Below are 22,691 nucleotides of genomic sequence, written 5' to 3'. Positions count from 1 at the left end.
AGCTAAAAAGAAAAAAGATGTTTCTTGTTGACATAGTGTAATGGATGCTTTAATATACCCTATAGGGTATATTAAGAAGTGCGGCGCCACTTTAAAACGTTCTTTTTTTTGGATCAATATAATACCCCTATGGGTAATTACTGGAGGAATTCACACAATGGCAGAACAAAAGAAAACGACAATTGTACTTTTCAGCGGAGACTATGACAAAGCGATGGCAGCATACATCATCGCGAACGGAGCAGCCGCTTATGATCACGAAGTGACCATTTTCCACACATTTTGGGGATTGAACGCACTTCGCAAAGAAAATCCGCCAGCAATCAAAAAAGGGCGTCTTGAAGCGATGTTCTCAAAAATGATGCCGCGTGGCGCTGATAAACTTGGGCTTTCCAATATGCAATTCGGTGGCATGGGCCCGAAACTGATCAAACAAGTCATGAAAAAGCATAACGCAATGCCGCTTCCGGATCTGATTGAAATGGCGCAAGAGCAAGACATCAAATTGGTTGCTTGCACGATGACGATGGATCTTTTAGGCTTACAGAAGGAAGAATTGCTCGATGATATCGTCTATGCAGGAGTCGCGGCTTACCTTGGCGATGCAGAAGACGGCAACGTCAACTTGTTTATCTAACCCCTAAAAGTGGAAAGGATGAAGTAGAGGATGGAATGGTTACTCTGGGTCGCAATCGGGATTATCGCGTATTTTGTCATCTCCCGCTTTACTGCACCGGCAAAAGGAATCAAAACGATGTCTACAGACGAACTAAAAGCAGAACTCGGCAAGAAGGATAAGCAATACGTCGATGTCAGAACGCCAGCGGAATTCAAAGCAAACCACATCAAAGGCTTCAAGAACATTCCCTTGAATGATTTGCCGAAACGCGTTAATGAGTTGTCAAAGGACAAAGAAACACTGGTCATTTGCCAAAGCGGCATGCGCAGCAGCAGAGCGAGCCAATTACTGAAGAAAAATGGGTTTACCAATGTAGTGAATATAAGAGGCGGAATGAGCAGTTACCGCGGATAAATTGAGGAGGAATTTACCATGAAAAGCATGACTACACAAGAAGTACAGGAATTCATCAAAAACAATCCCGAGGCATCACTGATCGATGTGCGCGAAACCGAAGAAGTCGCTGCAGGAAAAATTCCAGGAGCCGTCAATATTCCACTCGGCCTGCTAGAGTTCCGTTTGCAGGATATCGACAAATCGAAAGAGCATATTATGATCTGCCGTTCCGGCAACCGCAGCGGCATGGCCAGCCGGTTATTGGAAGAGCGCGGCTATAATGTCATCAATATGGATGGCGGCATGTTGGATTGGGAAGGCGACACTGAGTAATTTCGGCGATAGGGACAGATGCATAAAAGGAGGAGAATGATGAATGGTTCAAACAGATAAAGTATTGGATGCTAGAGGGCTTGCATGCCCGATGCCAATCGTGAAAACAAAAAAAGTGATGAAAGATATGGGTTCGGGTGAAGTATTGGAAGTCCAGGCGACAGATAAAGGTTCAACAGCCGATTTGCAAGCATGGGCGAAAAGCTCAGGCCATGAATACATCGGCACGGAAACAGAAGGAGACGTTTTGATCCATTATTTGCGCAAAGACGGCGTAAGTGAAGTGGAAGAGACGATCGAAATCCCTGAAGTATCGCTTGCCGATTTCCAAGCTCGCCTTGAAAGCGGAGAAGCCTTGAACATCCTGGATGTCCGTGAACAGGAAGAATACGATGAAGCGCATATTCCTGGCGTTAAGCACATTCCGCTTGGTGAAGTGGAATCCCGCATGGACGAATTGGAGCAAGATAAAGAAATCTATATCATTTGCTACTCAGGCCGCAGAAGCGGAGTCGCTGGGGATATGATGGCGAAAAAAGGCTTTAAAAACTTATACAATGTTGTACCAGGCATGCGTGATTGGACTGGCAAAACCGAGTAATCGGGCCAGTTCTGGCGCCAAGCCGGAAGTTTCTATGGAACAAGCTTGAAAAATAGAAACATTAAATTTTTTTGAAATAAAATATACCCCGGGAGGTAATTTTTATATGTCAGCAAAACCAATGACGGCTGCACAAGTAGCCCGCAAAGTAATCGACAACGAACCATTATTCATCCTCGATGTCCGCAATGGCGATGCATTCGCTGATTGGAAAATCGAAGGCGGCAACATCCAGTATTTGAATATCCCGTATTTTGATTTATTGGACGGCGTTGAAGAAGTCATCGATCAAATGCCAAAAGACCGCGATATTTTGGTCGTCTGTGCCAAAGAAGGATCTTCTATCATGGTGGCAGACATGCTTGCAGAGGAAGGCGTGGAAACGGCTTATCTCTCAGGCGGCATGAAAGCATGGAGCGAGCACTTGGAGCCGGTGAAAGTCGGCGATCTGAAAGACGGCGGAGAGCTTTACCAATTCGTCCGCATCGGCAAAGGCTGCTTGTCTTACATGGCAATTTCCAGCGGGGAAGCGGCAATTATTGACGCGACCCGCATGACGGATGTCTTCTTGAACTTCGCGCAGGAAAAAGGCGCACAAATCAAGCATGTATTCGATTCCCACCTCCATGCGGACCATATTTCCGGAGGTCGCAAAATCGCAGCAGCAACAGGCGCAACGTATTACTTGCCGCCAGCAGATGCAGAAGAAGTCGTTTTCGGTTTCACACCGCTTGAAGGCGGCTTCGAAGCAACATTCGGCAGCTCAAAAGTTGAAGCGCTCTACTCGCCAGGACACACAATCGGTTCGACTTCATTTATTGTGGATGACCAATACTTGATGACAGGCGATATCCTCTTTATCGATTCCATTGGACGCCCAGATCTTGCAGGGCTAGCGGAAGACTGGGTCGGCGATTTGCGCGAATCCCTCTATAGCCGTTACCAGGCGCTTGCAAACCAATTGATCGTCCTTCCGGCGCACTTCATGATCATGGAAGAATTGAACGAAGACGGCAGCGTCGCGAAAAAATTGGGCGATTTGTTCAAGGAAAACCACGGATTGAATATCGAAGATGAGCAGGAGTTCCGCGATATGGTGACGAAAAACTTGCCGCCGCAGCCGAACGCTTACCAGGATATCCGCAAGACCAATATGGGCAAGATTACACCAGAAGAAGAAATGCAGCGTGAAATGGAAATCGGCCCGAACCGCTGCGCCGTCCGTTAATTCGAATCAATAGCAAAAAAACTATAAAAACATTCTAAAGGAGAGATTTTGATGAACGCAGATAAAGTACTAGACGCAAAAGGCTTGGCTTGCCCAATGCCGATCGTAAAAACAAGAAAAGAAATGAAAGCTTTGGAGTCCGGGCAAGTATTGGAAATCCAAGCAACTGATAAAGGCGCTGCAGCAGATTTGACTGCATGGGCAAAATCAGGCGGCCATGAACTCTTGGAACAGCAAGTCGACGGCGACGTGCTGAAGTTCTGGATCCAAAAGGGCTGAAGAGTGAAGGGCATCGAATGATGTCCTTTTCTTTTTACCTTTTTTCACTTGCGAAAGAGCAGCAGGTGTATGATTGCAGCGTTGAGGGGGAGGTAGCGGTTGGTTTTTCTGGGGCTGGCGGCTTGTTTTGCCGGAACCCTGTTATCACATACCCCTTTCAAAAATAGATGCTTTGTTAAAAGGAGGAAGCGATGTGTTGAAAAAATGGATTCCGGCTATCGAGTGGATGGGAAGCTATAAGAAATCCGATTTAAGCGGGGATATCAACGCGGGTTTGATCGTGGCGATCATGCTCATCCCTCAAGGTATGGCGTATGCCATGCTTGCCGGACTGCCGCCGGTCATCGGCCTTTATGCTTCGACTATCCCGCTGATTATCTATGCGCTTTTCGGGACGTCCAGGCAACTTGCGGTCGGACCGGTCGCAATGGTTTCTTTACTGGTGTTATCGGGGGTTTCACTTTTAGCGGAACCCGGAACGGATGAATATATCTCACTGGTCTTATTGCTGATGCTTATGATCGGGGTCATTCAACTCCTATTGGGCGTTTTCAAACTCGGGTTTATTGTCAACTTCCTGTCTCACGCAGTCATCAGCGGCTTTACTTCAGCTGCTGCGATCATCATTGGCCTGAGCCAGCTAAAGCAATTGATCGGAGTCAGTTTGGAAGCGGACAAAAATGTATTTCTCATTCTTGCAGAAACCGTCCGGCGCGCAGCTGAAATAAATCCTGTAACGCTCGCAATCGGTCTCGGCAGTATCGCAATGCTGATTGTCATGAAGAAATACGTCAAGAGAATACCTGGACCGCTATTCGTTGTAGTATTCAGCATTTTGGCTGTTTATTTATTCAACCTGCAGGACGTCGGCGTTAAAATTGTCGGAGAAGTACCTTCCGGCTTGCCGTCGATATCACTTCCTTCGATGCAATTGGATGCCATCGTCGCTTTATTGCCAATTGCTTTAACGATTTCTTTCATCGGTTATATGGAGTCGATTGCGATGGCGAAAGCGATTGCAGCCAAGGAAAAATATAAGATCGATCCCGACCGGGAACTGGTCGGGCTGGGGCTTGCAAACGTCGGCGGTTCTTTTTTTGCAGGCTATCCTGTAACAGGAGGGTTTTCCCGATCCGCCGTCAACTATCAGGCGGGGGCACGAACACCGCTTGCGACCATCATTACAGCTTTCTTGATCATCTTGACTTTGCTGTTCTTCACAGGATTGTTCTATTATTTACCGAATGCGGTACTCGCAGCGATTATTATGGTGGCGGTCTATAGCTTGATCGATATCAAAGAAGCGAAAAACCTCTTCAAGGTGAACAAAGTGGACGGTTGGACGTGGATGCTGACATTTCTTGCAACTTTGTTCATCGGAATCGAGCAAGGCATCATCATCGGCGTGATTTTCTCCTTGATTGTCTTTATCCGCCGCAGTGCGTATCCTCATGTTGCTGAACTCGGCTATCTGCCGGATCAGCAAGTCTATCGGAATACGAAGCGTTATCCGGAAGCGGAAGTCGATCCGGAAGTACTTATTTTCAGGGTGGATGAATCGCTTTATTTCGCCAATATGACGTTCCTTGAAGACAAACTCTGTGCACGTGTTGCTGAAAAGCCCCAAACGAAATGGATCGTCTTTGATTTCTCAAGCGTCAATTCGATCGATGCGGTCGCCGTTCATGCTTTAGAAGAACTGATGGAACAATGCCATTCGGGCAAAGTGGACATCGTCTTCGCCGGAATAAAAAACACGGTGCTCGATGTTTTGAAACGCGCGGAGTGGGATACCAAATATCCAGAAAAAATCTATGCGATGACTATTGAACAATCGCTGGCTTCGATCAAGCGGGAGGAGACACGGAAGTGAAGAATACTGAACTGAAAAAGCTTAATGAAGAGTTTATTCAGAAAACAAAAAAGCAAAATCCCTCTTACTTCGACGAGTTGAAAAAAGGGCAATCTCCCGAATATTTCCTGCTATCCTGCAGTGATTCAAGAGTCAGTCCTTCAATCATCACCCAAATGCCGCTCGGCCAGCTATTCATTCACCGCAATATCGCGAATCAAGTTGTCGAGGAAGATGAAAGCTTTTCGGCAAGCCTTTATTTCGCATTGCAACATTTGAGGGTTAAGCAGCTCATCGTAAAAGGCCATACTGGGTGTGGTGGTGTGAAGGCGGCTTGGGAAGACAACGAGGAACCGGAGCTGCAAAAATGGCTTGCCCATATCCGGAAAGGATTACCCGAAAAAAAAGCGGGAGAAAATCCGGGTTTGGATGAACTTGCGAAAATCAACGTTCTTAAGCAAGTGGAGAAGTTATTGGCACATCCCATTTACAAAAAATACGGACGAGAAACAGAGGTCACTGGTTTTGTCTTTCATGTTGAAAGCGGCGAGTTGGAACAAGTATACCCGGAAAGTTAAATGCGTCTTAAATTCTTGCCAGATATAGAGATCAGTCGCTCATAAAGCGGTTGATCTTTTCGTTTTTAACGATTGTTCCAAAAAGATTGCATGCATGTAAAGTTTCCATTTTTTGAGCAAAATCACTTTATTTTTTTACCCCCATGGGTATAATGAGGAGTGACAGTAAATAGAGGCATCGAAAAGCATTAGGGCTTTTCCAGAAAGGTGAGTTTTCATGAGTATTGATTTTATGATCGTTATTTTCTTGATCGGCTTTATCGGATCGTTCATCTCAGGGATGGTCGGAATCGGCGGATCCATTATCAAGTATCCGATGTTGCTCTACATCCCGGTCATGTTGGGGTATACGGCGTTTTCTGCCCACGAAGTTTCCGGCATCAGTGCCATTCAAGTGTTTTTTGCCACACTCGCTGGCGTATGGGCATACCGGGGCAGCGGTTATTTGAATAAGGCGCTGATCATCTATATGGGCAGTGCCATCTTAGTCGGCAGTTTCATCGGCGGCTATGGGTCCACATTGATATCGGAGACGGCGATTAACATTGTGTACGCGGTATTGGCCACCATCGCCGTCATTATGATGTTTGCACCGAAAAAAGGGCTCGATGACATGAAAGCGGAAGATGTCCGCTTCAATAAATGGCTTGCCGCAGGACTTGCGTTCATCGTCGGGATTGCGGCTGGCATCGTCGGTGCAGCAGGGGCATTCATTCTAGTGCCGATCATGCTGGTTGTTTTGAAAATCCCGACGCGCATGACGATTGCGACTTCGCTAGCCATCACATTCATTTCCTCGATCGGTGCGACAGTCGGTAAAATTGCAACAGATCAAGTATTATATGGCCCCGCTGCGGTCATGATCGTAGCAAGTTTACTGGCCGCTCCGCTTGGCGCGAAAGTCGGCCAAAAAGCCAACACGAAAGTACTGCAATGGATTTTGTCTCTGCTCATTCTAGGGACTGCCATCAAGATTTGGCTCGATATATTGTAAGAAAGAAAAACTTCCGGCCTGTGCCGGGAGTTTTTTTGTGGAAAGAATACTGTGAAAGAGTGCATGGGCATATTGCGATTCATTTCTATCCTCCACTCGCCCCAGCTGAGGAAGAGATTTCCCAAACAGCGGATAAATCTAACGAAACACAGACAGCGTCAACTTGCTCCAAATCCATGACATCAAAAAGCCGACGCGCGCTTACGGGTGAAGCGAAGCCAGAAGACAGCCGTTCTTGCTGGCTTTTGGCGGGAGCTCAACCCCAAGCGAGGAGGTGGATCTATACGTGATGCCTGATCAATCAGCGATGCATTTCCTATCCTCCACTCGCCCTAACTAAGGAAGCGATTCCCCAAAGAGCGGATAAAGACTATTGGAACACAAACACAATAAACTTGCTCCAATCGATGACATCAAAAAGCCGACGCGCGCTCACGGGTGAAGCGAAGCCAGAAGACAGCCGTTCTTGCTGGCTTCTGGCGGGAGCTCAACCCCAAGCGAGGAGGCGGGTCTATACGTGATGCCTGATCAAACAGTGATGCATTTACACACATCAACACCAGACCTCTTAAAACAGTTTTTCATTTGGAATTTGTAATGGAAAGAGTACAATGAAACAAAGAGTACGGGAGAGGAAGAGCTGTATGAAACCAGTAATTGTGGCCGAGAAGCCGAGCCAGGCAAAAGCGTATGGCGATGCGTTTCAGACGGTGAAACGTGAAGGTTATATGGAAGTGGCGCCAAACCCGATTTTTCCGGAAGGTGCGTTCATTACGTGGGGCATCGGCCATCTCGTGGAATTAAAAGAACCGAAAGCCTACGATCCAAAATGGAACAAATGGTCATTGGCGTCATTGCCGATTTTGCCGGTCGAATACCAATTCCAAGTGGCACGCGGCAAATCGAAGCAATTCAATGTCATCAAGAAATTAATCAAAGAAACCGATACCGTTATCAATGCGTGCGATGTGGACCGGGAAGGCTCGAACATTTTTTATAGCATCTACCGACAAACCGGAGTGCGTGGCAAGAATATTTTACGGCTGTGGATCAATTCACTCGAAGTGGATGAAGTGCGGGAAGGCTTCCGGAATCTTCGCGACAACAAGCAAGACTTGCGCTTGTACGAAGAAGCACGTGCGCGACAAATCAGCGACTGGCTTGTCGGCATGAACGGTTCAAGACTTTACTCGCTGCTGCTTCAAGAGCGCGGCATCCAGGAAGTATTCGCCATCGGCCGTGTCCAGACTCCGACTGTGTTTTTGATTTATCAACGCCAAAAGGAAATCGAGGCATTCAAGCCGGAACCATTCTATGAAATCGAAGGCCAGTTCAAAGCACAAAAAGGGAACTATAAAGGCAAAGCGAAGCTGAGAGCGAAAGAGCGCCAAAAAGCGCAAGAGCTTCTCGACAAGCACGGACTTTCGGAAGGCAAAGCGGAAGGTGTTATTAAAGAGCGCAAATCAACAGAAAAACGCATGCCGCCGCAGCCATTGCACTCCTTATCAAGTCTGCAGGCCGCAGCGAACCGGAAATGGAAATACAGTCCACAAAAAGTGTTGTCCGTGATGCAAAAGCTTTATGAGAAAAAGCTGGTCAGTTATCCACGGACCGATTCGCGCCATATTACGACAGCAGAATTCGGTTATTTGGCAGCTCAAGTCGAGAGCTACCAACAACTGATCGACGTTCCATTTCCGATTGCATCGAAAACACCGAAAAAACGCTTTGTCGACAATTCTAAAGTTCAGGAGCATTACGCCATCATCCCGACGAAAAGTGTGCCGACCACTCGCAGAATAGCCGCCTTACCTCAAGATGAACGGAATTTATATGAAGAAGTGATGCGCACTACTTTGTCTATGTTCCACCGCGATTACCGCTACGAAGAGACGAAAGTCGTCACCGACGTCAAAGGGCTTGAGTTCCATACGACCGGTCGCACAGAGCTTGATAAAGGTTGGAAATCGCTGTTTTCAGCAACTAAAGAAGCGAAACAAGAACCGCCGCTTCCAGAACTCGCGTTGCAGGAAAAAGTCGCGGCGGCGATCGCCATCATCGAAGGCATAACCAGCCCTCCTAAACCTTATACCGAGGGGCAACTGATCGCCATGATGAAAACATGCGGAAAATTTGCTGAAGACGAAGCCGACAGTGAAATCTTGAAAGAAGTTGAAGGACTCGGAACAGAAGCAACGCGCAGCAATATCATTGAAACAATCAAACGCCATAATTATATCGAAGTGAAGAAAAACATCGTTTCCGTGACTGAAAAGGGGCGCATGTTGTGCCAGGCAATTGAAGGGAATTTATTATCCAGTCCCTCCATGACGGCAAAATGGGAAAGCTATTTGAAGAAAATCGGGCGCGGCGAAGGGTCTGCCGATGTTTTCCTCGCGACCATCGGCAAGTTCATCGAAAAGCTGCTGGAGGACGTGCCGGAGCAGTTGCGGAGTAACGGCATGCCTGACCAGATGCCGGCCTTGCAAGGATCAGAAATCGCCATATGCCCACGCTGCCGAAAGGGTTCGATTGTTTCCCGCAGAGGAGCTTACGGCTGCACCGAACATGCAAACGGCTGCAAGCAGTCGTTTCCGGCAGTATTCCTGAAAAAGCGATTGACGGCCAAGCATATCGAATATTTGTGTACCAAAGGTAAAACCCCTGTCATCAAAGGATTCGTATCGAAAAACGGCAAAAAGTTCAATGCCAGCTTGGAATTGGAAGAAGGTAAGTTGAAAATGCGGTTTTAGTATTTCCCGGGAAATACGTTGAAAGGTGAGTTTTCTATGCGGAACATGACGCTTTATGTTGCAGAAGCAAAATCGGAACCTTTCATTCATGAGTTAGAAGCGCTCCTTTTAGCAGAGCCTGGTGTTGAACGTGCACTAGTCGTTGTGGAAGACGGAAAAATCAAGCTGGAGTTGGATGAAATCAAAATCAAGGAAAGCCATATCGTCCAGCTGATCGAAGAAGCAGGCTACCATATAGCGTGAATCCTTGTCCTAAGGTAAGGGTTCGTGTACAATGAGGCAGTGAGTAAATAAAAAAACATATATCTTAGGTAAAATGCCGCGGACAATAGCGCCGGAGGCAAAGCCGAAAAGAACCCTTTCGTGGAGGAAGGTTCTTTTCGGCTTTTTTTATAGAGGAGGGGAAACCGAATGGGTTATTTCGTAGATCACCGGACAAAACAAATTCATCATAGCCAGTTTGCAGGGGACCGTTGTGGCTTTTTGCAAACCCCCGTGAAAGAACGCGAGTTCACGGATGATTCAGGTTATATTGAAGGACTGGCCGACCAAAAGGAATACAATGTTTGCCCCCATTGCCAAACTGCCCAATCTTCTGTTGGATAATATGAAAAAGCCGCCCATATGGCGGCTTTTTTTTGCTTTTAGAAATGATTATTTTTCGGTTCGAGCAATACGAGAATGAAACTTCTATCGATCGAAAATTCCCAGTCCAGAAAAATCTCTCGGATATCCCGGTTGAGCAGCTCCGGGAAAGAAGTTTCTTTCAACAACAAACGCTTTTCGAGAGGTCGTTTCACTTGCTTGAGCTCTTCGATCAGGCCGCTGCGGATCAGTTCACGCTCGATTTCAACAAGAAAGCCGGTTCTTTCGATTAACAATGTCCGGTCATTGAGCCAGAATAGTTTGGTGTTTTCCGGTTTTTTCTCGGCTTTCCGGCTGGCTTCCACGACTGATGCATGGAGGTCTTCATATTTGGCTTCTGACAGCCATTCAAAATCAGAGTTCGCTTCAGGGTCAGTCATGACGCCGATGAGCATTGCAGTTTGTTTCTCTAAGTGCCAGTCAGCATAGATTTGCTCCACTTGATGCCCAGACGAGCTGGAGAAAGCTTGGGAAATGGCGGGTTTCAGTTCTTCAATCAACAACTGGCGCAGTTCCATCACGCGCTTGAATTCGTTTTTTTGAAGCAGTATTTTTTCTGTCGGGCTTAGAAAGCCGCGAAGATGGACGATGACAAAAGGGGGTTTGACAATGACAAATACGGAAGTGGGCCCCTTGCCGAAGTGTTCCCGGATGACGGTGGAAATATAGCCACCGATTTCGCTTTGCATTGTTTTGGCATTCTGCAAATAATTCGCCTCCTTAAAATAAGTATAGGTCGTAATGGAAGAAATTCACTTTCTGAATGCTTTTGGCAAAATGATTCGCCGGCTTTAAGGAATTGACTGCGCATTCGCGGCATCAAAGCGGTTTGCCCTTTCAAAGAGGGGGTATAATTTGGAAATAAGTGTTTTGGCGGATGGGAAGGGGGAACTCAAATGGTTTCTGCGGAACGGAAAACTGACCATACTAAAGCAAGAAACCGTCGAGTGCACACTTCCCGAAATTTTTGGGCTGGCCTGTTGTTTGGAGCCGGAACATTTTCAGTTCTAGAACAAAGCATTTTCCATTTCTTTTTACAGTGGCACCATTTCTATGAAGGAAACGGCCTTCAAGCCATGTTGATGGGTGAAGGCATTTACCAGCTGATTGGTTGGGGGCTGACCGTGCTATCGCTATGGGTGGCTGCCGATTTGGCGACTAGAAAAGCCTTTTGGCCATCGCGTTTTTTTGGAAGTTTGCTGATTGGTGGCGGCATCATGCTGTTCTGGGACAGTTTGATTTTCCGGCAATTGCTTCAGCTGCATACAGTCAAGGACGTCAGCAATCTATTGTTCTATGAATCGCTATGGCTCGGCACAGGTGCCTTTTTGATCGTGATTGGTTGGGCGGTGTTACGAGAGTCGTCCAAGTCGCAGGATTGATATCTCACTTTTTCGCTGCATTTTGCAGCAACGGATTTATTCAATTCAATATTCGTATTTTCCTTTTAAAGGAACAAAGCGAACGGCTTCGATTGCGGTTTTTTCCAACTTTCCGCTCGGTGTTTTATCGATTGCGAGAAGCTCTTGGCTGAAACGGCCGCCGACGGGGATGATCATGCGTCCCCCAGGAGCCAATTGATCCAGCAGTTCCTGTGGGACGGCAGCTGCAGCTGCGGTGACCATTATTCGGTCGAATGGTGCGTGCTCTGGCCATCCGAGACTGCCGTCGCCCAAAAGAAAATGAATGTTTTGAAACCCCTTTTGTTCTAGGCGCTCCATCGCACGCTTGTGAAGCTGGGGTATTTTTTCTACGGTAAACACATGTTTTGAGAATGCAGCGAGGAGAGCCGTTTGAAATCCAGAACCCGTGCCGATTTCAAGTACTGTGTGGTGACCTTGCACATTGAGTGCCAACGTCATTTCCAATACGAGCGAAGGCTGTGAGATGGTTTGGCCATGTCCGATAGACAGCGCTTCATCACGCGTGGCGTCATCGGTATGGTTGTCCATAAAAGTGCGGCGGTCGAGTGAGCGGAAATAAGCAATGATGTCTTGTTTTCGTCCAGTCATGCGATACACCTGCCTTTATTCGGTTTGTCTTCAGCATTCCTTGATACTATCATAAGCCAAAAGGGGCGCAAAGCACAGAGAGCCGCACCCGAAAGGAGGAAAACATATGGCAAGGCAGTCGATTGCTTTGTTCGAAAGTGAATTGAGAAAGGCCAGCAAGCTTGAAACCGCAACGTTCGGCATGGGTTGTTTCTGGGGACCAGACGCACGCTTTGGTTCATTGCCTGGTGTCATTCGCACGCGAACCGGCTATAGCGGCGGGTCCACACTGGCACCGGACTACCGCCAGATGGGCGATCATACGGAAACGCTTCAAGTAGAATTTGATCCGCAACAAATTCGCTATGAGGACCTGTTGCGGGAATTTTGGTGGAACCATTATCCGAACCGGGACGCTTATAAAGGCCGCCAATACATTTCACTGCTGTTTTGGCATTCGGAAGAGCAGCGTCTACTGATTGATCAAGTGAAAAAAGAAAGAGAACGACATTTGAATGAGCTCATAGAAACTGAAATCCGTCCGTTCGACGGATTTACCGAAGCAGAAGAGCGTCATCAAAAATATTATCTAAAGCGCTATCCGAAAGCATTGGATCAATTGGCTGAGCTTTACCCGGAAGCGTTTTTGCTGACAGACTCAACTTTTGCGGCCCGTCTGAATGGATTTGTCAAAGGCTTCGGCAGCCGCCAGCGACTGATCGACGAGATTTTCCTTTGGCCGATTGGGCAAGAACAACGGGCATTTCTTCAGCAGCTGCTATTGAAGCTCAAATGGTAGAGCTTGTGCATCAGTTCACAATTCTGTGCAAAGACCGCTTAGGGCGGTCTTTTTTCATGCTGATGCAGGTAGACGGGCAAGCGGGAGCGAAGTAAGAATAGATATGTAACAACAGACAGGCTAGGGGGATGAACATGATAGATCAACAAACATTATTACTTGTACTGCCTATATTGCTCCTGCAATTGGCGTTAATGATCTTTGCCCTTGTAGATTTGATCAAAAATCCGAATCCGAATGGGCCGAAATGGATGTGGGCAGCCATCATCGTATTGCTGAATATTATTGGGCCGATTCTGTACTTTGTCATAGGGAGGCGGAACTATTGAACGTTTTAGAAGTCAGGGCATTATCCAAACGCTATGGAGAAGAGCATGCAGTGGATGGAGTGGATTTTGAACTTGCCGAAGGCAGTGCTACAGCGTTGATTGGGCCGAATGGAGCGGGCAAGACGACCATTTTGTCGATGTTAGCGGGTTTGCTTGAAGCGTCAAGTGGAAACATTCAGCGCAGGAAAGGCTTATCGATCGGCTTTTTACCGCAATATCCAAAGTTCTTTCCATGGCTGACAGCTTTGGAGTTCACGGAAATGGCGGCCAAGCTGAGCGGTGTCGATCCAAAAAAAGCACGCCAGCAAGCGCAAAAGACTTTGGAGTTTGTCGGGCTGCGCGAGGCGGCTGGAAAAAAAGTCGGCGGCTTTTCCGGAGGCATGAAGCAGCGTCTCGGCTTGGCGCAGGCGATGGTGCATCAGCCGGATTTATTGTTGCTGGATGAGCCGATTTCGTCTTTGGATCCGTCAGGACGCCGGGAAGTGATGGAATTGCTGAAATCGCTTCAAGGCCAGACGACCATTTTATATTCTACGCATATATTGAACGATGCCGAAGAAATGACAGACCAACTGTTGTTTTTGCGCAAAGGCAACCTCGTCGAACAGGGCTCGTTGGCTCAAGTGAGAAGCCGCTATGCACAGCCGCAAATCCGAATTCGATTTGAAAATAATGACGCAGCGGAAAGGTTTGCGCACGAAGCGCCGTGGCCCGCTGCACTGGAAGCCAGAGCGGTGGTGCTGCCCGCGACTGCACAAGGCCCTGTTATGCAGGATGTTTTTCGCTATTTGACAGTGAGCGACTTGTCCGTGCTTGGAGTGGAGCAGGAAACAGCCAGTTTGGAAGACATATTTCTCAAGGTGGTGGCGGGGCCATGAAGCAATTTTCCACCTTGTTATTAAAAGAATGGCGCGAAAATGTCCGCAATTATAAAATATTTTGGATTCCTGTCGTCTTTATCCTTCTTGGTGTTACAGAACCTTTGTCCAATTACTATTTGCCGCAGATTTTGAATGCTGCGGGCGGCTTGCCGGACGGAGCGGTCCTAGAGCTGCCTGAACCACAGCCTGGGCAGCTGCTCACAGCGGTCATGGGTCAGTTCCAGACAATCGGCATGCTCGTCTTAGTGCTCGCCTATATGGGCAGCATTGCAGGCGAGCGAAAAAACGGCACTGCAACATTATTATATGTTAGGCCGCTATCGTTCATGTCTTATTTTCTCAGCAAATGGGTGATGGCTTCAACGGTCGCACTCATTAGCGTATGGCTGGGCTTTGTCGCGGGATATTATTATACCGCAGTGCTATTTTCAGCGGTGCCAATTGGAGATTTTCTGCTATTTGCGATGACGTATAGCTTATGGATATTGCTTGTTATCACGCTGATTTTGTTCGCGAGTGCCGCGATGCCGAATGCAGGGCTTGCCGCAGCGTTTTCACTTAGCGTGTTAATCATCGCGCAACTCGTCGATGGACTGCTCGGCAGCCGGTGGATTTGGTCACCGCTGAAACTGCCAAATTATGCTGCTGCCTTTATGGACATCGGGCCGGACGGGGGAGCAATTACGGGCGCAATGTTATTTGCTGCTTTGTTTATTTTTGTGTTCGCGGCATTGGGCATTTGGCTGTCGAAAATAAACCGTTCCAACGCGAAAGTATAAAAGCAATCAGCTAGCATAGCTGATTGCTTTTTTTTTGAGGGAATGCTGGTAGAATAAGAACAGGATTTGGCGGCGGACATTCACCCCCAGCCGAACTTGGGCTTTCACGAACATACACATGGCAGCCATACTAACGAATAGAGGAATTGAGCATGAAGAAACTGATCGGATTACTTGTTGTAGCTGTGTTGATCATTGGCTTTGTTTGGGTCAATAATAACTGGATTGTCACGACACAATATACATTGCAATCAGAAAATATACCGGATGCGTTTGCAGGCAAGCGCGTTGTCCAAGTGTCCGATCTCCACAACGCAGAGTTTGGAGAAGGACAACAATCGCTCCTGTCGAAAGTCGAAGAGGCAGATCCGGATGTGATTTTCATCACGGGAGATTTGATTGACAGCAATCGCTATGATCTGGAGAAAGGCTTAGCTGCGGTAGATGGACTCGTTGAGATGAGCGATGTTTATTTCGTTATCGGCAATCACGAGGTGTCCTCGAACCGCTTGGAAGAAATCATTCCTGCACTCGAAGAACGCGGTGTGGAAGTGCTGCGCAACCGCTCGGTCCTGTGGGAAGAAAATGGCGAGACGCTTCGCATCGCCGGTATAGACGATCCGTTGATGGACGTTTATTCGTATGAAGATGAGTTTACGCGCAACAGCATTGCAGAAGCGGGGCTTGGCAATGAATTTACGTTGCTGCTCGCGCATCGCCCTGAACAATTAGCAGTTTATGCAAGTGAAGGAATTGATGCTGTGTTTGCCGGGCACGCCCATGGCGGCCAGATCCGCATTCCGGGAATTGGCGGACTGATTGCACCCGGGCAAGGTTGGTTCCCCGATATGACAGAGGGGGTCTTTGAATCGGGGGATACGCAATTATTTCTCAGCCGAGGACTTGGCAATAGCGGATTTCCTCTGCGTGTTTTCAATTTACCGGAAATTGTTGTGGTGACCTTGGAGAAGCAATAGCAAGAATCATTTGTTTAGGAGGACTCATTTTGTGATCAGAAAAAGTGAAGTGACGCTGCATTGCCATACAAACAAAACCGCCGTCTCGTACGAATTGCCGGCAGACCAGAAGGAATTTACGATGCTTCCTCAAGATCTCATCAAGCGGGATGAGGGGAATCCCGAGAAGCATTTGGTTGTCATCCGTGCACGCGGGGAAGTGGCAGGTTTTTTTGAACTGGACGAATCAGAGGACCGGCAACGCTATTCCGACAATCCAAAAGCCTTATTGCTGAGAGGATATTCGGTCAACCCGAAATTCCAAGGACGTGGCATAGCCACAGGTTCACTTGATGCACTGCCTGTTTTTTTGAAAGAAGAATTCCCCGGCTTTGACGAAGTTGTGCTTGGGGTCAATGCACGCAATACGGCTGCACAAAATTTATATCGCAAAGCAGGATTTGAAGATACCGGTAGAAGAGTCATGGGCCGGAAAGGCGAGCAGTTCGCTATGTGCCTAAAAGTGAATTAAAGTAAATTGCCCCGGAGCTGTGGAGATATGGCTGCGGGGCAATTATTTTGTGAAGTGAGTTTTGACAAAATATTAATTTTCTATACTTCAAAATATAGATGCTTATGCAGGCTGCAGCCGGGATTGAAAGCTGCCATACAATGTGGGCAGGAAGAAGCGCAGTCGAGGTATTCGCGGATGGAAAGTTCTGTACCACATGCCCCACATAAGATCGCTTTTTCATGAAATTGCTCTTTTGGCCAGACAGAAGCGTTTCCACAGCCAAGTGCCTGGTGGCATTCAAAGCATGGGAAGTATTGTCCGCAGCAATGGAAACGGATAGCAATGCGGTCATTTTCCGAATGGTAATGCCGGCATCGGGTTTCGAAATCGACATCCAATCCGGTCACTAAGGGACGCTCATACATAAAGAACCACTCCTCAAGACTTGTTGTATTGCTTTCATGCTACTATGAAAGGGAGTGTTTGACGAGTCCAGCTGAAGTTGAAAATAGTCGCAAGCGGGCTAAACCTTTATAATGAAGTTAAGTATCTTGAAGGAGGAGACGGGTCAATGGTTAAGGAATTTGAAGATGAAGTCATGCGCGCAATGGACAAAGTGTTTGAAGATGAAATGAAAAAAGTGAACGATACACTTAATCAGGAACTGTTGATTTCGTTGATCGGTGAAGTCAATGCGGGGAAATCATCGACAGTCAATAAAATCATCGGTGAAGATATTGCCAGTACCAACCCGATGCCCGGCGAGACGGTCAGCGTGGACCCTTACAATATCCGCGGATTGGAAAATATCAAATTCATGGATACGCCAGGGCTCAATGACCCGAACGATGAAAACCCAAAAAAGACGCTGGAATTCGTCCAACAATCCGATGTGGTACTGTTTTTCCTTAATGCGGCGGGAACGGTCTTCTCGGAAAGCGAAAAACAGAAGTTTGCTGAAATCGAAAAACATAATAAAGATATCCTGATCGTCCTGAACAAAATCGATGCGGCCGAAGACATCCCGTCGATTGTCAAGTTCGTTAAAGGACATACCAAAAGTAAATACAAAGTGATCCCGGTGTCTTCCAAGACCGGAGAAAACTTGGACCTTTTAAAGAAAGAGATCTTGCTGCTTCTTGAAAAGAAGGGGAAAGACCTGCTCTTCGCCAAGAGCATGAAAGAGAAATCATCCGCCGCTACGCGTTGGATCATCGGGGCGGGTGTGTCAGCAGGAATCATCGGCGCGTCACCGATTCCAGGATCGGACGTTTTGCCTTTGACCACGCTGCAGGTCGGATTGATCGTCAAATTGTCGAACCTATACGATAAGCCCTTGACGAAAAAAGCTGCAAAAGACATGATCGTCATCACCGCGACGCAGACCATTGGCCATACGCTTTACCGCCAGGCGCTGAAATTCATCCCGGGTGCTGGGTCGATCATTGGCGGTACAGTCGCCAGTTCCATGACGCTTGCGCTTGGTTATGGCGTGAAATATGCTTACGAAAATAACATTGCCATCGATTACGAAATGATCGGCAGCTTGTATGAAAAACTGAAAAATCGCGATAAGAACGCGTAATCAACATTGCCGTCCTTGCTTTTTGCAGGACGGTTTTTTAATCTTTGTATATGGAATCATGACAGAAAGACAATACCGGGGGTGTAAGGATGAGGGTTTTGGTAGTAGAGGACAACCCAAGTGTCAGTTCGATGCTCGAGCTGTTTTTTTCCAAAGAAGGACTAGAAGGGGACTTTGCGGGCGATGGGCTGGAAGGTTACCGTAAATTCAAGGAAGGCGACTATGATCTGCTCGTTCTGGATTGGATGCTTCCCGGAATGGACGGCATTTCTTTGTGTCGGAAGATTCGTGAGACGGGAAGTGAAGTGCCGATTATCATGTTGACGGCAAAAGACAGCGAATCCGACCAAGTGATCGGCTTTGAAATGGGCGCTGATGATTATGTCACCAAGCCTTTCAGCCCGCTTACCTTGATGGCGCGCATCAAAGCGGTCGCCAGAAGATCGCGCAAGGCTGGCGATTTTGATGCAGGGATCCGCACAGCGCATTTCGTCGCACACAAAGAAACGCGTGAAGTGTTGAAAGACGGCGAACCGATCGATAATTTGACGCCAAAGGAATTCGATTTGCTGTTGTTTTTCCTCCAGCATCCAAAACAAGTGTTCAGCAGGGAACAATTGCTTGAACAAGTGTGGGGCTATCAGTTTTATGGCGATGAACGGACAGTTGATGTCCACATCAAGAGACTTAGAAAGAAAATTCCGGAAGGGGATCGGCTCTTCCATACCGTATGGGGAGTGGGCTATAAATTTGAAGAACTTGCGGATTAAATATTTCTATCAATTGATTGCAAGCCATATGGGGGTGTTGATGTTTGCGGTGGCGATTTTGAGCACGCTGTTCATTTTCTATGGTGAACGCGTGGCCTACTCCGACAAAGCCGAGGAGCTCGAGCGCTACGGTGAACAAATTCTGCTAGAACTCGAGCAATCACGCCCAGGTACTGACTTGCAATCGTACGTGACGGTGTTGGAAGCGCAAAACATCAATTTCATCGTCTTCGATCAGCAAAGCCGCATTCTGTACCCCGTAAACGGCAATTTCCCGTCTGTGGAACTGACGCCTGAAGAATGGAACGTCATCGAACGCGGCGAAACGTTGATTGTCCACCGGGATACGGACCGTTTTGACCGGTCGATGACCTTTGTTGCGCTGCCGTATGTCCAAGGCAGCACGCTTGCAGGTGGCGTATTGCTCGCCGCACCGGTCAGTGGCATCCGTGAAATGGTGGCTGAGCTAAACCGGACGCTCGTCGCTGTCATTGCGATTTCCTTGCCGTTTGCACTGCTGCTCAGTCTGTTGCTGGCAAAAATCCACGTCACCAGGCTTCAGCGCATGCGACAAGCGACGTCGATGATCAGCGAAGGGCATTATCAAGTAAACTTGCCGGAGTCGAATTTCGATGAGTTCGGCGACTTAGCTCGCGACTTTAATGTCATGGCGGATAAATTGCAGCGCTCCAACGAAGAAATCGAGCAGCTGGAAAACCGCAGGCGGCGATTCATGGCAGACGTGTCACATGAAATGCGCACACCGCTGACGACCATTGCCGGTGTAATCGAGGGCTTGAAGAGCGGCATGATTGAAGACCAACAGCGCGAGAAAGGCATACGCCTAGTCAGTGAAGAAACGAAACGGTTGATGCGCTTAGTCAATGAAAATTTGGATTATGAGAAAATCCGTTCGAATCAAGTCACGCTATTGAAAGAACCTATCGAAGCGGGCGAGCTACTCGAGATTATCCAAGAGCAGCTGCAATTGCAAGCGGCAGAACGAGGAAACCGTTTGCACATTGAAGCGGTGCCTGGTGAAATGGTTTACGGCGATATGGATCGGCTGATCCAAATTTTGGTCAATATCGTAAAAAACAGTATTCAATTTACCGAAAATGGCGATATCACACTGAGGGCTCAGGCTGAGCCGGATGCGATGCGGATCGAAGTGGAAGATACGGGGCAAGGCATTGCCGTCGAAGAACTCGAAATGATCTGGCGGCGCTTTTATAAAGCGGACATGTCCCGGGGCAGCGGGCAATTCGGCCTTGGGCTATCGATTGTCCGGCAGCTGGTCACTTTGCATAATGGTGAAATTATGGTGGAAAGCGAAAAGAACCGCGGAACGAAATTCACCATCCGCCTGCCTCATCAACCTGTAGATAGCTGAATACAATACTAAATGCCTGCCGAATGCTTTCGGCAGGCATTTGCTTATGCAAAATTTCCATTTCTGTTGCATGTTTGGTCATACATTTTTCATATCTGGTTTGTATGATGAAACTATCGAAAGCCCGCGGGCAAACGACAAAAATGCCAAAGGGGATGAAAAAATGGGCTATTATAATTCAACAAAGCAAAAAGATTCAAACAGATCGTGGAAACGCTATATGGCTTCAAGTTTTGGCGGTGTACTAGCCGGTGCGTTGCTGGTTGGAGCGATGACTTCGGGAGTAGATACCGGAAGCAGCGAACCGCTGGCAGTTACTGAGCAAACCAGTGAACTGCAAAGCGCCTCAACAGTTGTCACTACCGATGTGACGGAAACTGTCGACCGGACAGCGGATGCAGTCGTTGGCGTGTCGAATCTTCAAGCAAGCAATAACCCGTTTGCGCAAACTTCTGCGCAAGAAGCAGGAGCTGGATCTGGCGTCATTTATAAAAAACAAGGCGAGGAAGCCTATATCGTTACCAATCACCACGTTGTCGACGGTGCCGAACAAGTAGTGGTGACGCTCGCGAACGGGGAAGAATTGCAAGCGGAAGTGCTCGGTACGGATGTTTGGACCGATTTGGCTGTGTTGAAAGTGGCAGGGGAGACGATTGAAACCGTTGCGGAGTTCGGCGATTCCTCAGTATTGAAATCCGGCGAACCGGTCATCGCAATCGGCAACCCACTCGGCCTTCAGTTTTCCGGTTCCGTGACGACGGGCGTTATTTCCGGGACAGAGCGCGCAGTACCGATAGATATCAATAATGATGGCCAGGAAGACTGGCAATCCGAAGTGCTTCAAACTGACGCTGCGATTAACCCCGGGAATAGCGGAGGGGCGTTATTGAATGCACAAGGCCAAGTGATTGGCATAAATTCAATGAAAATTGCCCAGGATGCAGTAGAAGGCATCGGACTGGCGATTCCGATCAACTCGGCGATTCCGATTATCGCCGAACTCGAAAATAGCGGAGAAGTCGTCCGTCCGTCGATTGGGGTGTCGCTGATTGACCTTGAACAAGTGCCGTCAGACATCAGAGCATCTGAATTGAGTTTGCCAGAGCAAGTGGAAAACGGCGTCGTTGTCCAATCGGTGCAAGAAGGATCGGGAGCGGCACAAGCGGGAATTCAGGCAAAAGATACAATTGTTGAATTGAACGGGCAAGCCGTAGCGTCAGTTTTAGAACTTCGCCAATTTTTATACAGTGAAGCGAGTGTCGGCGATACTTTGTCGGTAAAAGCTTACCGGAATGGCGAATTGAAAACATTTGAGGTGCGTTTAAGCGAACAACTTTAGGCTTATGAAAACCAAAAAGACGGCGCAAAGGAAATCCTTTGCGCCGTCTTTTTATAGTTATAAAAAATCAATTAGTGCCGAAAAGGCCGAACCAATCAAAACCGATCGCGAAACCGACAATTACCAGAACAGCGATGGCGAAAATGATCATGCCCAGCTGAAGTGGTTTATAGCCTGTTGTTCTCGGTTCTTCAAGACCTTCTTTTTCGGCATTTGGCGACCTGTTTTCCAATTCCTTTTCACTCGTTTTCATGTATTCCTGTTCTCTGTCCGGCTGTTTTTCTTTATCTTTGTCCATTTGTTTGCCTCCTCCAATATTGCTTGTTTTATCCAATACCCGTTCTGCCGAATGGTCAATCCCCTTATTTTTCAAGCGGATGCGTTTCAAGCTCAGTGAGCTTTTCAGCGAGTGCACGCCCGAGCGCTTCGGATGACCCAGGGTCGCGCCCAGTCAATATACGGTCGCTGCCCCAAAGGATGAATTCATCTTGACCGTCGCCCTTGTCGTATTGGCCAATTTTTTTCATTTCGTCTTCTAGGCTGAAAGGCAGCAGGCTCTCGACTTCTTCCGGTTCCATATCATTCGGGTAGCCAGTGATTTTCAATCCTTGCAATAACGGCTGGCCTTCTTTTGTTTTCGTGAAGACGAGCGGCGCCGGGCCGTGGCAGACGGCAGAGACGATGCCATTTGTTTCGTGGACAATATTGATGACGGCATGCAAATCACTGTCGTGGGCCAAATCGAACATCGCGCCATGTCCGCCGACAATCATGATCGCGTCGTAATCACTGGCTTTCACATCGACGACCGGTGTCGTTTTATCTGCAAGTCCCGACTCGTATAATTTCTTGTACTTGCCTTCAGGATCGTACGCTTCGCTCAAGCTTAATGGATCGACGACAGCTTTGCCGCCTTTGATGGAAGCGAGTTCGACTGCGTGTCCTGCTTTTTCAAGTTCCTCTAAGGGAGCGAATAGTTCTTCCGCCCACCAGCCGGTAACATAATTATGTTCTTCATTCGTGTAGCCGCTTGACAATATCGCTAATACTTTTGCCATTGGGTGATCCTCTCCATTT

The 22,691-nt window shown here is 47.7% G+C and carries 28 protein-coding genes; 23 read left to right on the top strand and 5 right to left on the bottom strand.

From position 1 onward, the window contains the following. Window positions 1–157 precede the first annotated feature (157 nt). The 12 genes from ACFO5U_RS10580 to ACFO5U_RS10525 all read left to right on the top strand — a co-directional run bounded on the left by ACFO5U_RS10580 (window position 158) and on the right by ACFO5U_RS10525 (window position 10,239). Complete coding sequence (locus ACFO5U_RS10580; RefSeq protein WP_377279032.1) at window positions 158–637, top strand: DsrE/DsrF/DrsH-like family protein; 480 nt, start codon at window positions 158–160, stop codon at window positions 635–637. Window positions 638–667: 30 nt separating this feature from the next. Next, window positions 668–1,033 carry a rhodanese-like domain-containing protein gene (locus ACFO5U_RS10575; protein ID WP_377279031.1) on the top strand — a complete coding sequence of 122 codons (366 nt, stop codon included), beginning with the start codon at window positions 668–670 and terminating at the stop codon, window positions 1,031–1,033. 18 nt (window positions 1,034–1,051) lie between these two features. After that, entirely contained in the window at window positions 1,052–1,348 is a 297-nt protein-coding gene (locus ACFO5U_RS10570; RefSeq protein WP_377279030.1) for a rhodanese-like domain-containing protein, read from the top strand. Between the two features lie 43 nt (window positions 1,349–1,391). After that, window positions 1,392–1,949, top strand: coding sequence for a sulfurtransferase TusA family protein (locus ACFO5U_RS10565; protein WP_377279029.1), 558 nt, complete (start codon window positions 1,392–1,394; stop codon window positions 1,947–1,949). A 106-nt stretch (window positions 1,950–2,055) separates the two neighbouring features. Next, window positions 2,056–3,177 (top strand): MBL fold metallo-hydrolase, encoded by a 1,122-nt coding sequence (locus tag ACFO5U_RS10560; RefSeq protein WP_377279028.1) that lies wholly within the window; start codon window positions 2,056–2,058, stop codon window positions 3,175–3,177. A gap of 51 nt (window positions 3,178–3,228) precedes the next feature. Further along, the gene (locus tag ACFO5U_RS10555) at window positions 3,229–3,456 is read left to right on the top strand and encodes a sulfurtransferase TusA family protein (protein WP_215106404.1); all 228 of its coding nucleotides are present in this window, start codon (window positions 3,229–3,231) and stop codon (window positions 3,454–3,456) included. 193 nt (window positions 3,457–3,649) lie between these two features. Continuing rightward, window positions 3,650–5,329 carry a SulP family inorganic anion transporter gene (locus ACFO5U_RS10550; protein WP_377279027.1) on the top strand — a complete coding sequence of 560 codons (1,680 nt, stop codon included), beginning with the start codon at window positions 3,650–3,652 and terminating at the stop codon, window positions 5,327–5,329. Beyond that, the gene (locus tag ACFO5U_RS10545; RefSeq protein WP_377279026.1) at window positions 5,326–5,886 is read left to right on the top strand and encodes a carbonic anhydrase; all 561 of its coding nucleotides are present in this window, start codon (window positions 5,326–5,328) and stop codon (window positions 5,884–5,886) included. The genes ACFO5U_RS10550 and ACFO5U_RS10545 overlap by 4 nt, the downstream gene beginning before the upstream one ends. A gap of 217 nt (window positions 5,887–6,103) precedes the next feature. Further along, window positions 6,104–6,880: a sulfite exporter TauE/SafE family protein gene (locus tag ACFO5U_RS10540; protein WP_377279025.1), complete on the top strand. Its 777-nt coding sequence runs from the start codon at window positions 6,104–6,106 to the stop codon at window positions 6,878–6,880. Between the two features lie 644 nt (window positions 6,881–7,524). Continuing rightward, window positions 7,525–9,633, top strand: a complete 2,109-nt coding sequence (locus ACFO5U_RS10535) for a type IA DNA topoisomerase (RefSeq protein WP_377279024.1) — start codon at window positions 7,525–7,527, stop codon at window positions 9,631–9,633. Between the two features lie 36 nt (window positions 9,634–9,669). After that, window positions 9,670–9,876 (top strand): hypothetical protein, encoded by a 207-nt coding sequence (locus tag ACFO5U_RS10530; RefSeq protein ID WP_377279023.1) that lies wholly within the window; start codon window positions 9,670–9,672, stop codon window positions 9,874–9,876. A 168-nt stretch (window positions 9,877–10,044) separates the two neighbouring features. After that, window positions 10,045–10,239, top strand: coding sequence for a hypothetical protein (locus tag ACFO5U_RS10525; protein WP_377279022.1), 195 nt, complete (start codon window positions 10,045–10,047; stop codon window positions 10,237–10,239). 38 nt (window positions 10,240–10,277) lie between these two features. Here ACFO5U_RS10525 and ACFO5U_RS10520 read toward each other — a convergent pair whose 3' ends face one another. Further along, window positions 10,278–10,985: a Na-translocating system protein MpsC family protein gene (locus ACFO5U_RS10520; protein ID WP_377279021.1), complete on the bottom strand. Its 708-nt coding sequence runs from the start codon at window positions 10,983–10,985 to the stop codon at window positions 10,278–10,280. Window positions 10,986–11,174: 189 nt separating this feature from the next. On the opposite strand from ACFO5U_RS10520, the gene ACFO5U_RS10515 reads away from it, so the two are divergent. Further along, window positions 11,175–11,660: a DUF2243 domain-containing protein gene (locus ACFO5U_RS10515; RefSeq protein WP_377279020.1), complete on the top strand. Its 486-nt coding sequence runs from the start codon at window positions 11,175–11,177 to the stop codon at window positions 11,658–11,660. A gap of 45 nt (window positions 11,661–11,705) precedes the next feature. Here the strand turns inward: ACFO5U_RS10515 and ACFO5U_RS10510 are convergent, their stop codons facing one another. Beyond that, complete coding sequence (locus ACFO5U_RS10510; RefSeq protein WP_377279019.1) at window positions 11,706–12,290, bottom strand: protein-L-isoaspartate(D-aspartate) O-methyltransferase; 585 nt, start codon at window positions 12,288–12,290, stop codon at window positions 11,706–11,708. 106 nt (window positions 12,291–12,396) lie between these two features. Here ACFO5U_RS10510 and msrA point away from each other — a divergent pair, with 106 nt between their 5' ends. From msrA to ACFO5U_RS10480, 6 genes are all read left to right on the top strand, one after another. After that, the gene (gene msrA, locus ACFO5U_RS10505; protein ID WP_377279018.1) at window positions 12,397–13,068 is read left to right on the top strand and encodes a peptide-methionine (S)-S-oxide reductase MsrA; all 672 of its coding nucleotides are present in this window, start codon (window positions 12,397–12,399) and stop codon (window positions 13,066–13,068) included. Window positions 13,069–13,196: 128 nt separating this feature from the next. Next, window positions 13,197–13,397: a PLD nuclease N-terminal domain-containing protein gene (locus ACFO5U_RS10500; protein ID WP_377279017.1), complete on the top strand. Its 201-nt coding sequence runs from the start codon at window positions 13,197–13,199 to the stop codon at window positions 13,395–13,397. Next, on the top strand, window positions 13,394–14,275 hold the full coding sequence (locus ACFO5U_RS10495) for an ABC transporter ATP-binding protein (protein ID WP_377279016.1): 882 nt from the start codon (window positions 13,394–13,396) through the stop codon (window positions 14,273–14,275). The genes ACFO5U_RS10500 and ACFO5U_RS10495 overlap by 4 nt, the downstream gene beginning before the upstream one ends. Further along, window positions 14,272–15,057, top strand: a complete 786-nt coding sequence (locus tag ACFO5U_RS10490; RefSeq protein WP_377279015.1) for an ABC transporter permease — start codon at window positions 14,272–14,274, stop codon at window positions 15,055–15,057. The genes ACFO5U_RS10495 and ACFO5U_RS10490 overlap by 4 nt, the downstream gene beginning before the upstream one ends. A 152-nt stretch (window positions 15,058–15,209) precedes the next feature. Further along, complete coding sequence (locus ACFO5U_RS10485) at window positions 15,210–16,034, top strand: metallophosphoesterase (protein WP_377279014.1); 825 nt, start codon at window positions 15,210–15,212, stop codon at window positions 16,032–16,034. 31 nt (window positions 16,035–16,065) lie between these two features. Further along, on the top strand, window positions 16,066–16,545 hold the full coding sequence (locus tag ACFO5U_RS10480) for a GNAT family N-acetyltransferase (protein WP_377279013.1): 480 nt from the start codon (window positions 16,066–16,068) through the stop codon (window positions 16,543–16,545). Between the two features lie 80 nt (window positions 16,546–16,625). Here ACFO5U_RS10480 and ACFO5U_RS10475 read toward each other — a convergent pair whose 3' ends face one another. Further along, on the bottom strand, window positions 16,626–16,952 hold the full coding sequence (locus ACFO5U_RS10475; RefSeq protein WP_377279012.1) for a CHY zinc finger protein: 327 nt from the start codon (window positions 16,950–16,952) through the stop codon (window positions 16,626–16,628). 146 nt (window positions 16,953–17,098) lie between these two features. Here ACFO5U_RS10475 and ACFO5U_RS10470 point away from each other — a divergent pair, with 146 nt between their 5' ends. From ACFO5U_RS10470 to ACFO5U_RS10455, 4 genes are all read left to right on the top strand, one after another. After that, entirely contained in the window at window positions 17,099–18,112 is a 1,014-nt protein-coding gene (locus tag ACFO5U_RS10470) for a GTPase (RefSeq protein WP_377279011.1), read from the top strand. Window positions 18,113–18,201: 89 nt separating this feature from the next. Continuing rightward, window positions 18,202–18,882, top strand: a complete 681-nt coding sequence (locus ACFO5U_RS10465; protein WP_377279010.1) for a response regulator transcription factor — start codon at window positions 18,202–18,204, stop codon at window positions 18,880–18,882. Then, window positions 18,872–20,275, top strand: a complete 1,404-nt coding sequence (locus ACFO5U_RS10460) for an ATP-binding protein (RefSeq protein WP_377279490.1) — start codon at window positions 18,872–18,874, stop codon at window positions 20,273–20,275. Before ACFO5U_RS10465 ends, ACFO5U_RS10460 begins: the two co-directional genes overlap by 11 nt. 163 nt (window positions 20,276–20,438) lie before the next feature. After that, window positions 20,439–21,614, top strand: coding sequence for a S1C family serine protease (locus ACFO5U_RS10455; RefSeq protein ID WP_377279009.1), 1,176 nt, complete (start codon window positions 20,439–20,441; stop codon window positions 21,612–21,614). Between the two features lie 67 nt (window positions 21,615–21,681). Here the strand turns inward: ACFO5U_RS10455 and ACFO5U_RS10450 are convergent, their stop codons facing one another. Together ACFO5U_RS10450 and ACFO5U_RS10445 are read right to left on the bottom strand one after the other, a co-directional pair. Next, entirely contained in the window at window positions 21,682–21,912 is a 231-nt protein-coding gene (locus ACFO5U_RS10450) for a hypothetical protein (RefSeq protein ID WP_377279008.1), read from the bottom strand. Between the two features lie 64 nt (window positions 21,913–21,976). Beyond that, the gene (locus tag ACFO5U_RS10445; protein ID WP_377279007.1) at window positions 21,977–22,672 is read right to left on the bottom strand and encodes a type 1 glutamine amidotransferase domain-containing protein; all 696 of its coding nucleotides are present in this window, start codon (window positions 22,670–22,672) and stop codon (window positions 21,977–21,979) included. Window positions 22,673–22,691 lie beyond the last annotated feature (19 nt).

The sequence above is a fragment of the Planococcus dechangensis genome, assembly GCF_042654465.1.
Lineage (GTDB): Bacteria > Bacillota > Bacilli > Bacillales_A > Planococcaceae > Planococcus > Planococcus dechangensis.
The sequence above is the reverse complement of the archived record's forward strand: the minus strand, read 5'-3'. Positions and strand labels throughout refer to the sequence as shown.